Consider the following 13,214-nt stretch of genomic DNA (forward strand, 5'->3'; position numbering starts at 1 on the left):
TCCCCTGGTCCGCTCTTAGTAATTTTTAAGGCTTTCATGGTATAATGTTACAATCGAATACTCTGGAGAATGAATGGATGAAGAATAAGAGAATTGTGTTTAAAGTGGGAACCTCTTCCCTAACCAATCAAGATGGAAGCTTGTCTCGGAGCAAGGTCAAGGCCATCACCCAGCAACTAGCTCTCTTACACGAGCAAGGGCATGAATTGATTTTGGTATCTTCGGGTGCGATCGCAGCTGGATTTGGTGCACTGGGCTTCAAGAAACGCCCGACCAAGATTGCAGACAAGCAGGCTTCTGCAGCAGTTGGCCAAGGTCTGCTGTTAGAAGAATATACCTCTAATCTACTGGTACGCGACATCGTCTCTGCCCAGGTCCTCTTGACCCAGGACGACTTTGTCGATCAACGCCGCTATAAAAATGCCCACCAGGCTCTCTTTGTCCTCTTGCAAAGAGGGGCCATTCCGATCATCAATGAGAACGATACAGTTTCGATTGAAGAACTCAAGGTCGGAGACAACGATACCCTAAGTGCCCAAGTGGCGGCTATGGTCCAGGCAGATCTCTTGGTCTTGCTGACGGATGTCGATGGTCTCTACACGGGACATCCCCAAAAGGATCCTACTGCCAAACGCTTGGAGCAGATTGACTCAATCAGCAAGGACATTATCGAGATGGCCGGTGGAGCAGGCTCAAGTAATGGGACAGGAGGCATGCTGACAAAAATTAAAGCAGCCACCATTGCCACAGAATCAGGAGTTCCTGTTTACATTTGCTCGTCCTTGAAAGAAGACGCTCTTCTAGAAGCGGCAGAGAAGACTCAGGATGGCAGCTATTTTACAGCTCAGGCCAAGTTTTTGCGCAATCAGAAACAATGGCTGGCCTTCTATGCCCCTAGTCAAGGGTCTGTATGGCTGGATCAAGGAGCGGTTAAGGCCGTTAAAGAAGAGGGCAAGAGTATCCTTGTGTCTGGTGTGGTAAAGGTTGAGGGAGCCTTCTCTTTCTCCGATATTATCACGGTTCATGATGCAGAGACTGGACAGGTCATTGGGAAAGGGCGTACCCGCTTAGGGGCTGCGGCCATTAAGGATTTGCTCCATGGGCAAAAGCCAAAAGGTATCGTCATTCACCGGGATGATTGGATTACCATCACACCTGAGGTAGAACTCTTATTTACAGAATTTTAAAGGAAGGAATAGATGGAGACGATCGATCAGATTCGCCTGGCTAAACAGGCCAAAAAAAGTATTAATACTGCAACAAGTGATGAGAAAAATAAAGCCTTAAGAGCGATGGCCGACGCCTTGGTTGATGCCACAGCTGACATTTTGGCTGCTAATCAATTGGATATGGAAGCAGCTCAGGGCCGGATTTCGGAGGTAATGCTGGATCGCTTACTTTTGACAGAAGAGCGGATTCAAGCCATGGCCGATGGGATTCTCCAAGTGGCTGCCCTGCCCGATCCAGTCGGAGAACTCTTGGAGGAGCGGACCCTGGAGAACGGTTTGGTCATTCAGAAGAAACGAGTGGCCATGGGGGTTATTGGGATTATCTATGAAAGTCGTCCAAACGTGACCTCTGATGCAGCAGCCTTGGCCCTGAAAAGCGGTAGTGCTGTTGTTCTGCGCAGTGGCAAGGATGCCTATCAGACAGCCCATGCCATCGTTAGCGCCTTAAAAACAGGCTTGCAAGCAACCACCATTGATCCCGCTGTCCTCCAGTTGGTCGAAGATACCAGTCGGGAGAGCAGTCTGGTCATGATGAAGGCCAAGGGGGATCTAGACCTTCTCATTCCACGTGGGGGAGCTGGCTTGATACAGGCAGTTGTAGAGCAAGCAATTGTCCCTGTGATTGAGACAGGAACAGGGATTGTCCACGTCTATGTCGATCAAGCGGCAGATTTAGACAAGGCTCTCAATATCATCCAGAATGCCAAGACCAGCCGACCATCCGTCTGTAATGCCATGGAAGTTCTCTTGGTGCATGAAGCTATTGCTGGTGACTTTCTGCCACTAGTGAAGAAAGTCTTGGTAGAAGAGGCTCCGGCACCAGTGGAGATGCGCTTGGATGCTCAAGCCCAGCAAATCATTGCGGGGACACCAGCTTCTGTGACTGACTTTGATACGGAATTCTTGGATTATGTCATGGCTGTCAAGGTGGTCCCTTCTGTAGAAGAGGCGATTGCTCATATTGAAGCCCACAGTACCCACCATTCAGATGCCATTGTCTCTGAAGATCCAAGAGCCATTGAAGTCTTCAGCAACCAGGTAGACTCGGCAGCCGTTTACGTTAATGCCTCGACCCGCTTCACAGATGGCGGAGAGTTTGGCCTAGGCTGTGAGATGGGGATCTCGACCCAGAAGTTGCATGCGCGTGGTCCCATGGGCTTGCGTGAGCTGACCAGCTATAAGTATTTGGTCACTGGAAACGGTCAAGTGAGGTAAGACATGAAAGTAGCATTTATCGGTCTTGGGAATATGGGAGCTAGTCTGGCCAAAGCGGTCGCAAAAGAAGTGGCTGCGAAAGATCTGCTCTTGATCAACCGTTCCCCTCAAAAGGTAGAAGAATTCATCAGCCAGTATGGGGGAACAGCGTCTGATCTTGATCAGGCCTTTAAAGAGGCGGAGGTCATCTTCCTAGGAGTCAAACCCTATCAAATCTGTCCTCTCCTAGAAGAGTACCAAACTGTCCTGTCTCAACGCTCCAATCTCTTGCTGGTGTCCATGGCAGCAGGCTTGGAGCTGGACAAAATGGCGGGTGTGGTTAAAAATGACCGAGTGAGGCTCATTCGCATCATGCCTAATACGCCTGTAGCTATCGGTCAAGGAGTTATCAGTCTGGCCCGCTCCCAAGCAGTGACAGACCAGCAAGTAGCCCAGGTCAACCAGCTCTTAGCAGGAGCAGGGGCTCTCTACGAAATCGAGGAAACATTAATGGATGCTGCAACGGCTGTCGCAGGCTGTGGGCCAGCCTTTGTCTATCAGATGATCGAAGCCATGGCAGATGCAGGAGTAAGCTTAGGGCTTACTCGAGAGCAAGCCTTGCAGATGGCTGCACAGACCTTCCAAGGCGCTAGTCAAATGGTCCTAGAGACAGGCGAGCACCCAGCCCGCTTGCGAGATGCAGTTTGTAGCCCAGGTGGCTCTACCATCGCAGGAGTCAACTGTTTAGAGCAAGTCGGCCTACGGGGCGACATTATTGCAGGAGTGGAAGCAGCCTACAAACGCACCCAAGAAATGGGACAAGAGGAAGCGAAGAAATAGAAAAAAAGATTGGTTTTGGCCAATCTTTCAAATTGAAAATAAATTCCTCTTAGAAACTTTCCTTAGGTGAGATCGGACGTCAGCGAACTTCCTCGAAGTTCCATGACTAATTATTTAGCCTAAGGTCTCAATAATTCCAAGTGCCTGAAACTATTACGTTTCAGGCACTTTTCTCACGGCGGAAAAGTTTCAATAGAGGCTTGGATAATTCTTGATTTGTTAGATTTGTATAATAGAACATTTTTTCTTCGTTCTCTAAGATTGGTTTTGGCCAATCTTTTTTACGTTAGAGCGACTCTATTTCTACCAAACCATTTTCCGTCAGACGATAGATCTTTTGGCAGACTTCTTTGAGGAAGGTCCGGTCGTGAGAGACAGTGACCAGTCCACCTGGGTAGTCTGCGAATAGGCGTCGAATTTCTGGTTGAGAAGTGGGGGAAAAATTGCGGGTAGGTTCGTCCAAGAGTAGAAACTGGGGACTTGTGAGGACTAGTTGTAGGAGAAAGAGTTTTCCTTGCTGGCCACCAGAAAGTTCAGAGATCGGATGGTGCATTTCAGAATAGGTAAAGTTGAGGGAGGCTAAGTGCAATTGAATGGTGTTGATTTCTTCGCGATCGCCTGAATGCTGTAGAAATTGAACGGGTGTCTGAGTCAGAGGGAGGCGCTCAGTGTAATCTTGTGGCATATAGGCAGTGCGGATGCTCTCATTCTTTTGTAAGAGGTCCCATATCATTTTTAGGAAAGTGGATTTCCCCACACCGTTGGAACCGATAATCCCTATTTTGTCCTGCCCTTGAAGAGTGAGGGAGAGGTCCTTGACTAGGACCCGATCACCAATTGCGAGCTCTTCCTGATCTAAGAGAAGGACTCGTTTTTGAGGAGACAAGGGAGTGAGGGGAGGGAAATGCAGATTGATGACTTCCTCATCATAGGGTTGGGAAGTCATGGATTGGAATTCTCGCTCGTAGCGCTTTTCTTGTGAGAGAAGGGACTTCATTTTCTTTGCCAGGAGACGTCCAGCGGTGCTATCCTTAGTGTTTCGTAAGGAAGTTTCGACTTGCTGACGGACGCGACGATGCTTCTCCATTGTTTTTCGGTAGGTTCGTTGATCATTGGCAGCTTGCTGGGACTGTTGCTTGAATTGTTGCTCCCTCTGGCTACTGTAGTCTTGATAGCCTAGGTGCTCCACAATGGTTTCAGCCTCCTTGCGGTGTTTGATCTGTCTTAGATGAATAATGGTATCCGCCGTCTGCGTCAAAAAATCTTCATGATGGGAAATAAATAGGATGGTTTGGGGACTTGTTTGGATCATCTGCTGGAGCCAGTCCAGGGTTTCCAAATCCAGATCGTTTGAAGGTTCATCTAAAAATAGTATTTCATGAGGACGGCAAAGTTCGTGAAGCAGTTGGACTTTGAGGGCTTCTCCTCCAGATAGACTTTCAATAGCTTGGTCGCTCGCAAAGCGGTCGCTATCGAAATGCAATTGATCAGCCAGTCTGTAGAGGGTGGCATAGTCTAGCTCGTCTTCTCCAAAAAAATATTCTTCCAATGTTTTTCCCTTCAATGCTTCCGGCAAAGTCTGGGGAATATAGGCATAGGAATGAAAAGAAGTAGTGATTTCGCCTTCTATGGTCAGATAATCTGGTAGGGATTTTGGGGACATAAGGACTTGAAGTAAGGAAGATTTTCCATTTCCTTCTTCGCCAATAATGGCAACTTTTTCTCCTTCATGAATGGTTAGGGACAGATCGCGAACCAAATCGCGTAAATCTTTTGTATGGCGGATGGTGAGGTGGGATAGTTTTAGCATAAGATTCCTTTCTACTGGGACAAAAAACAGCTCTACCTATTTAGTAGAGCTGTATTCAAGTGGAACCCAAACATAAAAAAACCTAATATAGCCAACAAGAAGTTGGAGAATAGGCAAGAGGGTACACAAAAAGAGATAGAACAAGCAGTCCACTAAATAAAGTATCTTATTTAACGAAACTTAGTTGTTCATATCTCCTTACCTCCGAATGTGATTAGCTTTATTCTATTCCTTTCATTCCTTCTTGTCAAGGAAATCCTTGCTTTACCCTCTCTTTTCTACTCGGGCTTTGGTGCGAAATGTGGTATAATAAAGGTTATGCAAGCTAAACCGTCCTCTGCCTATGTGCATATCCCATTTTGTACCCAGATTTGTTATTATTGTGACTTTTCGAAGGTTTTTATCAAAAATCAGCCGGTCGATGCCTATCTGGAACACCTAATCCAGGAGACGCGGTCTTATGAGATTGGCAAACTCCGGACCCTCTACATTGGTGGAGGGACCCCGACAGCTCTATCTGCCCAGCAACTGGCCTATCTCTTGACAGAATTGCCCAAGGTCATGGACCTATCGGAGGTAGAGGAGTTTACCATCGAGGCCAATCCTGGAGATCTGGATCCGGATAAGATCGCAGTCCTCAAGGACTCTCAGGTCAATCGGGTCTCTCTGGGAGTTCAAACCTTTGATAATAAGATGTTGAAGAAAATTGGGCGGAGCCACCAGGAGCAGGATATCTATGACAATATCCGCCACCTCAAGCAGGCTGGCTTTGACAATATTTCCATTGACTTGATCTATGCTCTGCCCGGTCAGACCATGGACCAGGTCAAGGAAAATGTCGCTAAGGCCATCGATCTGGACATTCCCCACATGAGTCTCTATAGCTTGATTTTAGAGAACCACACGGTCTTTATGAATCGGATGAGACGGGGCAAGCTTCCTCTACCGAAAGAAGAGTTGGAAGCAGAGATGTTTGAGTACATCATTGAGGAGCTGGAAAAAGCGGGCTTTGAGCATTATGAGATTTCCAATTTCTCCAAGCCTGGCTTTGAAAGTCGCCACAATCTGGTCTACTGGGATAATGCAGAATACTATGGTCTAGGAGCAGGGGCTTCTGGTTATGTGGATGGGATTCGCTACAAGAATCACGGGCCTATCCGGCATTATCTAGAGGCAGTTGAAGCAGGTAAGGCTCGAATCACAGAGGAGCCCCTGACACTGGAAGAAAAGATGGAAGAGGAGTTGTTCCTCGGTCTACGGAAAAAGACAGGTGTGTCCAAGGCACGTTTTGAAGAGAAATTCGGTGTGTCCTTTGACCAACGCTATGGACAAGTGGTGGCCAGTCTGACGGAGCAGGGACTTTTGGTTCCAGATGACAAGCAAATTCGGATGACCAAGAGAGGTTTGTTCCTTGGTGATACCGTAGCAGAGAAATTTATATTGGAGTAAAAGATGGCTAAAATTTATCAGTATGACATGAAAGTTCCTTTTGATATGAGCGATGTGAATGGCTTTATCAAGATGCCACAGCTCATCCTCCTGTCCTTACAGGTTTCAGGTATGCAGTCCATGGAGCTGGGTGTCAGTGACAGGGACCTGCTCGAGCAGCGCAATCTGGTCTGGATCATCACCGACTATGACATCACGGTTCATCGCCTACCGGTTTTTGATGAACTGATTACCATTGAGACTCAAGCCCTCGCCCACAATCGTCTCTTTTGCTACCGTTCCTTTGTCGTTAGAGACCAGAAGGGGGAAGCCATCGTCGAGATGGTGGCTACCTTCGTCTTGATGGACCGGGACAGCCGCAAGGTCCAATCTGTACCAGAGGAGATCACAGAGCCATATGAGTCACCATTTGAGAAGAAGATCCGCCGTGGTCCACGCTATCCAGAACTGAATGGAGCCATGGAGCAGGACTACCATGTACGTTTCTATGATTTAGATATGAACGGCCATGTCAACAACAGCAAGTACTTGGACTGGGTCTTTGAAGTCATGGGAGCGGAATTCCTAACCCAGCATATCCCCAAACGGGTCCATCTCAAGTATGTCAAGGAAGTCTTGCCTGGAGGGATGATCACCTCTAGCGTCGAGCGGGAAGGGATGATCAGCAATCATGTCATCTCATCAGAAGGCCAAATCCACGCCCAAGCCCTCATCACTTGGGAAGAAATAGATAAGGAAACATTATGGAAAAACGAAGATTAAAACAGAAAAAAGAAGACTTGATGGAGGTTCAACGACGGGTTGTTGCTTATGCTCGTCGTAAGAAAAATCCCCTCTATGTATTAGGAGATGGTTTCTTAACCTTAGTCGCAGCCTTTTATATCTTTATTGAAGAAGCAGTTCGCTTTGTCCGCTATCGGTTGAGTTTTGAAGCCTTTATGCGTTTTCTCAAGGAAGATGTTCGCTGGTATCGTGTTTGGATTCATTTGATTTTGGCCTTTATCCTACCTGTCGTTGTCTTTTCCTTGAGTATCACCAGCCAAGCGGGTAGCTTCTGGAGTAACTTCTTTGATAAGCTCTCCCAAGGTGTCCTATTCAGTACGACTGTCAGCCTCGCAGCGACTTTAATGACAGATTTCATCGAGACCATGAAGCCTATCCAGGCAGGGAAAGAAAGCAATGAGGAAAAAGAGACGGGCGTCTATACCATTACCATTGATCAGGCTAAGATCGGTGGCTTGATGGTGACCATCGTCATCTTGATGATTTCATCCTTCCTCTTTACTCAGGCTGGAAAAGCAAGTATCAATTTCTTCGGTCTTGTCCTTCAATTTGCCTTATATGGGGCTTGTTTGCTTCTGTATGGAGCAGGAGGCCAGTTTCAAGATCAGGAGAAAGTAGCAGAGGAAGCAAGTGAAAAAGGAGATCAAGAATCCCATGACTTATAAGGGTTATTTAATTGACTTAGACGGAACCATCTACAAGGGCAAGGAGCGGATCCCAGCTGGGGAAGCCTTTGTCCACGAATTGCAAGAGCGTCAGATTCCCTATCTCTTTGTGACCAACAATACCACCCGGACACCGGAAATGGTCCAAGAGATGCTGGCAGGCCAGTTCAATATCGAAACGCCACTGGATACCATCTATACAGCGACACTAGCAACCATTGATTATATGGTGGACATGAATCTTGGGAAAACTGCCTATGTCATTGGAGATGTGGGCTTGAAACAGGCTATTGCTGAGGCAGGCTTTGTCGAAGATACGGTAAATCCAGCCTATGTGGTGGTGGGTCTTGACTGGGAAGTGGACTATGAGAAATTCTCCATTGCGACCTTGGCTATTCAAAAGGGAGCCCATTTCATCGGGACAAATCCAGACCTTAATATTCCGACAGAGCGGGGGATGATGCCAGGGGCTGGTGCTCTAAATGCTTTGATCGAAGCCGCAACGCGCGTGAAGCCAACCTTTATCGGAAAGCCCAATGCCATCATCATGGATAAGGCCATCGCTCACTTGGGACTAGAGCGCGAAGAAGTGGTCATGGTAGGTGACAATTACCTGACTGACATTCGAGCAGGGATTGACAATGGCATCCCTACTTTGCTGGTGACCACTGGCTTTACCAAGCCAGAAGAAGTACCAGACCTACCCTTGCCACCAACGCACGTCCTATCGAGCTTAGCGGAGTGGGATTTCGATGCGTGATCGGTTGAAAGTAACGGGCTTTGTCCTCTGGCTCTTAGCAACGGTGATTTTGGGAACCATTCTACTAGCCTGGTTGATCTATCCCATGGAGATTGGCTGGTTACGAATTCAGAATCGGACCGGTTTGGCTCCTGCAGTCATTCAGAAGAATTTTCAAATCCTTATGCAGTATTTGACCAGTCCTTTTACCTGGAAGCTGGACATGCCGGATTTTCCATCTTCTCCCGATGGGCTCCATCATTTTCAAGCAGTCAAGTACCTCTTTCACCTGACCCAGGTCTTATTCCTGGTCTTGTTGCCAGTAGCTATACGATTTATTCGAACAGTGATGTGTAAGGGCTACGCAAGCCTCTATCGTCCTTTATTTGGTGGGATGATTCTCTTGCCGATTATCATAGGAGGAGTGACCCTCTTTATTGGCTTTAATCAATTTTTTACCCTCTTTCACCAAGTTCTCTTTGTCGGAGATGCTACCTGGCTCTTTGATCCTTATCGGGATCCGATTATTCTAACTTTACCGGAGGACTATTTCCTACATGCCTTTCTGATTTTCTTTGTATTGTATGAAGGGGCTTTTGGATGGTGCTACGGGTGGAGTCGGAAAAGAAAAACAGTAAATTAGTGGAGTGAATGGATGAAACAGTTCAATCGATTTATAGATCCCAAAAAGGATTTGGGAAGCTTTTCAGGGATGGTTTGCCTCTATCTCTTGGTCATGGTCTTTGTCAGTATCATTTCGACCTTTGCCATTACCCTCTTTATGTATGGACGGTATGGGGTGGAGATGGCAGAGAAGCAGGAGGAAGTCGCTTCAATCATCAATGGAAATGGGATTAGCTACTTGATATCTGTCAGTATAGGTGTCCTCCTATTTGCCCTTTATCGGCAAGGATCACTCTTTAAAGGAGATTTGAGACAAAAGGGACGCAAGATGACCTGGCAGACTTTCTTAGTGTTCATTGCCTTCTTGGGGTTTGCCCAGTTGGCTTCTAGTGCCTTATCTCAGCTCTTAGACCACATGATGGAAACCCTGGGCTTTTTCAAGCCTCAAGAGGATATGTCTGAGCAACTCAGCCAATCTTGGAGTCTCTTACTCTATGCGACCCTGATTGGTCCCATCACTGAGGAATTGGTATTCCGGGCCGCTGGACTGAGAGCCTTAGAAAAGTATGGAAAAGTCTTTGCAATCGTCATGACAGCCTTGGCTTTTGGAATGTTCCATGCCAATTTTGATCAGTTGTTCTTTGCGACAATTATCGGCTTCGGCTTTGGCTACTTGACTTTCGAGTATTCGATCTGGTGGGCTATTTTCTACCATATTTTTAACAACCTGGTCCTCTCTCAAGGGCTTCATTACCTTGGTACGCATGTCAATATGAATGCAGCCGAGTGGGTTCAAATTCTCGTCTTTTTAGGTGGAACCATCGCCTTTACCATTGTCTTGATTATAAAGAGAAAAGCTATTATTCACTACATTCAAGAAAACCGACCAGCACCAGGCATCTTCCAAAGAAGCATGTATTCTTTCTGGTTCTGGGTCTTGGTCCTTGGGACAACCCTTATGTCCTTACTTCCTTACCTAAGAGGTTATTAATATCAAGAGGCTGGGACAAAAGTCCTAGCCTCTCAATTTTTTTTGGATTGTCGAGCAATACGCAGTGGTTGAGTGGGCTCTACTACGCTGATTTTATCAGCTTTTACAGCCCTACTCAACTGTGCGGAGGTGAGACGACGAAATCGAATTCTTACGAATTACCGATTTCTGTCCCACTCTCTTTTTGCTATAATAGAGGTAGTAGAAGTGATGGTAAGCGATTAGGTTGATTGGGAATTGCTTGCTGCATCATCGCTCGGTCTAGATCTACTAAGAAGGATACGAAAGAAATTGTCAATGAAATAGGAGTTTTATGGTTAAAGATTATAGAGAACTTAGAAAGCGTTACAATATTCCAGTGATCGTCCTACTGGTCATTCTAGCCCTACCATTTTTGTATATTGTGCACGTAACCCAAAGTAAAAGTATTGCAACCATTTGTTTTTTGCTTTACCTAATGATTGAGCTGGTTCTAGCTATCATTAAAGATACTCTTTTAATCAAAAAGTTGAATAGTCTCATCTATGAGGATATTAATCTTGATCTGATGGCAAGCTATATTCTGACCCAAAAAAGAAAAAGTATCAAAACGATTAAGGTGAGAGTACAGATTGCCACACTTTTCTATTATTATCGGATTGGTGACTTTGGATCTATTGAAGCAGTTGTAAAGGAACTCAAGGAGAATCAGAAGTTTACAGATGCTGAACAAGTTAAATTAAACGAAATTCTCTTGAATGCGAACCTATTTTCAAGACCGGATTTGAAGGAGGATGAGTTTGAGGAGTTATTAGCTAACTATTTAGCAGATGATGAACCACTCAAGATGACTTACAGAGCTCGCTACGATATTCTGGTCAAAAAAGAGCCCAATGATGCCATCTTAAAGGAAGTAACAACTACCAAGTTCTCTCAATTGGAATCCATGTACCTAAGAGCAGTCAATGAGTCCCTCAAAGGAAATAAAAATGAGGCAAGGGAGCTAATTGCTACCATTGTGAAAGAAGATGAGAGACTGTATCTAGTCAGAATGGCTCAGGCCTATCTAGATAGTGAAAACTCAGGAGAAAAGAGTGTTTCACTTGATACAAGACAAGAAGAAGTTACATTGAAACTATTGCGAATGAAGCTGGTAGAAGAGGAGCTGGTCAAACAAGACCAATCAGCCAAATCTAATAAAGGGCTTGCTTTTTTCAGAGGCTGGAAAATCGCTCTTCTTTTAATTCCGCCATTTCTAATGTATGCGATAATTTTAAGCATCTTAGCTATCCTCAAAAAAATAGGGTCGTTCCTTCCCCAAAAATTTAAAATGGGGTTGCTTTTATTAATTCCTGTAGCAATGATCATATTCTATATCAAACAAGAACAAGAAATGAATGCTATTAAAGATGGCCGGTATTATCTAGTGGTTAAGAGTAAATCTTCTAATAAAGCTTCTATAGATAAGTCGACCTGGGTAGAGTTTTCTGGGGATTATATTATTCTCAAAGAAGGAAATACAACGACTACTATTCTGTATAATAGTGAGGATCGAAGTTTTGAAAAAGATGGAATAATTTATAGGTTTACTGATGACCATGGAGACTTATCCATCAGTGACATGGTTTCACACGAGTCCGTGTCATATGTCAGTACAGAGAGTTCAATGTTCCCTAAATCTGAAAAAGGAAAGTAATTGTTCAAGATTGAAATGCTTTGTCCATTTTTTAGAGTAGATGCATTTTTAGGGTGTTAGTAGAGGTAGAGGTGGAAAGTGAAGATTAGCAGAAAAACGTTCTTACGAAGTTTAGGGGTACTTATAGGGATTGGACTCTTGGTAAGCATCAGTTTTTATACCTATCAAGGATATTTAACGAAGAAATATTCAGGATTTCTATATTACACTGGAAAAGCGAAAATTGACTCTTACGAGTTTATTGCAGATGGTCAAGGTGTTATTGTTCATTGGGAACCTGTTGAGTCTGAGGAAAAGGAGTTGCTTAAATATAATAAGCAATTATTTACAGGCTGGGCTACTCCAGTATCTCAGCACTATGTTCTTAGAGAGAATATGAAATTGCCAAAACATCCTTCCGACATCCATGAAACTGTCAGAAAGGATGCTTATTGGACCCTGTCCATGTATAAAGTGGAGGGCAATCGTTTGAAAGAAGAGACTGAGATTGATTTACTTGCTACGGTTGATCAGTATAAAGAAGGCTATATTTCAAACGATCTTGGTCCTGTCTTTTCGTATAAAGGGAAAGATTATTTAACGCTTTATGTGAGACCATTAAAAGAATGGAAAAACGAAAAGAAAGTATTTTTAAACCTTCAAACTAGAAAAATTGAAGAAGTCGCAGCGCTTGAATCGATGGAAGATCCATTACCACAAACTGAAGTAAATGTTAAAGATTTTTCAGATCTTGGTATTAAAGATTCCATTTTAGATATCAACCAATTTGTGGTTGAGAAAAAGACGTTAAAAACATCTCCTATCAGCAAAGATAGAAAAGCAATGTCTATTCTGGAAAAGGAAAATTCAAATATAATTGTATTGAACAATAAGAATACGATTGATTTTGGTCCGCGACTTGTTTTGGTGTATCCACTATTTTATCCTAAAGGATATATCCCAGACGAGTATCTGTATATTCCAAAAGAACTTTCAGTAGATGGTCAGGAACATGATACTAAGAATAAACAAGAGTTTGATCAGTATTATGATGTTGAAAAAGCTAAGCAAATGTATCATCTGACTGATTGATTGAACTAGGCTGGCTGTCTCGTGGAAGTTCCAGTTGAGATTCTTCCATTGTAGAACTTTACGAAGTATACGATTTAAAACGAATAATATGATATAACAATATAAAGAGGGGCAAAGCCCCTCTTTTTTGCTATAATAGAGAGT

At 44.5% G+C, this 13,214-nt stretch carries 12 protein-coding genes; 11 read left to right on the forward strand and 1 reads right to left on the reverse strand.

Annotation, left to right across the window (positions count from 1 at the left end):
• Nucleotides 1-77 precede the first annotated feature (77 nt).
• From proB to proC, 3 genes are read left to right on the forward strand one after another with little or no spacing between them, the layout of a single operon-like run.
• The gene (gene proB / locus AC3E8G_RS03000) at nucleotides 78-1,187 is read left to right on the forward strand and encodes a glutamate 5-kinase (protein ID WP_490676991.1); all 1,110 of its coding nucleotides are present in this window, start codon (nucleotides 78-80) and stop codon (nucleotides 1,185-1,187) included.
• Nucleotides 1,188-1,199: 12 nt separating this feature from the next.
• A complete protein-coding gene (locus AC3E8G_RS03005; RefSeq protein WP_490676992.1) occupies nucleotides 1,200-2,444 on the forward strand; it encodes a glutamate-5-semialdehyde dehydrogenase in 1,245 nt (414 codons plus the stop codon).
• Between the two features lie 3 nt (nucleotides 2,445-2,447).
• Nucleotides 2,448-3,263 (forward strand): pyrroline-5-carboxylate reductase, encoded by an 816-nt coding sequence (gene proC / locus AC3E8G_RS03010; RefSeq protein ID WP_490676993.1) that lies wholly within the window; start codon nucleotides 2,448-2,450, stop codon nucleotides 3,261-3,263.
• 286 nt (nucleotides 3,264-3,549) lie between these two features.
• Here the strand turns inward: proC and AC3E8G_RS03015 are convergent, their stop codons facing one another.
• On the reverse strand, nucleotides 3,550-5,073 hold the full coding sequence (locus tag AC3E8G_RS03015) for an ATP-binding cassette domain-containing protein (RefSeq protein ID WP_490676994.1): 1,524 nt from the start codon (nucleotides 5,071-5,073) through the stop codon (nucleotides 3,550-3,552).
• 318 nt (nucleotides 5,074-5,391) lie between these two features.
• Here AC3E8G_RS03015 and hemW point away from each other — a divergent pair, with 318 nt between their 5' ends.
• From hemW to AC3E8G_RS03055, 8 genes are all read left to right on the forward strand, one after another.
• The gene (hemW, locus tag AC3E8G_RS03020) at nucleotides 5,392-6,522 is read left to right on the forward strand and encodes a radical SAM family heme chaperone HemW (RefSeq protein ID WP_490676995.1); all 1,131 of its coding nucleotides are present in this window, start codon (nucleotides 5,392-5,394) and stop codon (nucleotides 6,520-6,522) included.
• A gap of 3 nt (nucleotides 6,523-6,525) precedes the next feature.
• Nucleotides 6,526-7,284, forward strand: coding sequence for an acyl-ACP thioesterase domain-containing protein (locus tag AC3E8G_RS03025; protein ID WP_048716761.1), 759 nt, complete (start codon nucleotides 6,526-6,528; stop codon nucleotides 7,282-7,284).
• Complete coding sequence (locus AC3E8G_RS03030; RefSeq protein ID WP_490676996.1) at nucleotides 7,266-7,970, forward strand: hypothetical protein; 705 nt, start codon at nucleotides 7,266-7,268, stop codon at nucleotides 7,968-7,970. The genes AC3E8G_RS03025 and AC3E8G_RS03030 overlap by 19 nt, the downstream gene beginning before the upstream one ends.
• The gene (locus AC3E8G_RS03035; protein WP_023023020.1) at nucleotides 7,960-8,730 is read left to right on the forward strand and encodes a TIGR01457 family HAD-type hydrolase; all 771 of its coding nucleotides are present in this window, start codon (nucleotides 7,960-7,962) and stop codon (nucleotides 8,728-8,730) included. Before AC3E8G_RS03030 ends, AC3E8G_RS03035 begins: the two co-directional genes overlap by 11 nt.
• On the forward strand, nucleotides 8,723-9,352 hold the full coding sequence (locus tag AC3E8G_RS03040; protein ID WP_490676997.1) for a TIGR01906 family membrane protein: 630 nt from the start codon (nucleotides 8,723-8,725) through the stop codon (nucleotides 9,350-9,352). Before AC3E8G_RS03035 ends, AC3E8G_RS03040 begins: the two co-directional genes overlap by 8 nt.
• Nucleotides 9,353-9,364: 12 nt before the next feature.
• Entirely contained in the window at nucleotides 9,365-10,324 is a 960-nt protein-coding gene (locus AC3E8G_RS03045; RefSeq protein WP_490676998.1) for a CPBP family intramembrane glutamic endopeptidase, read from the forward strand.
• Nucleotides 10,325-10,637: 313 nt separating this feature from the next.
• A complete protein-coding gene (locus AC3E8G_RS03050; protein WP_490676999.1) occupies nucleotides 10,638-11,999 on the forward strand; it encodes a hypothetical protein in 1,362 nt (453 codons plus the stop codon).
• 78 nt (nucleotides 12,000-12,077) lie between these two features.
• Nucleotides 12,078-13,070 carry a hypothetical protein gene (locus tag AC3E8G_RS03055; protein ID WP_490677000.1) on the forward strand — a complete coding sequence of 331 codons (993 nt, stop codon included), beginning with the start codon at nucleotides 12,078-12,080 and terminating at the stop codon, nucleotides 13,068-13,070.
• Nucleotides 13,071-13,214 lie beyond the last annotated feature (144 nt).

The sequence above is a fragment of the Streptococcus sp. SCPM-O-B-15294 (M123) genome, assembly GCF_058200455.1.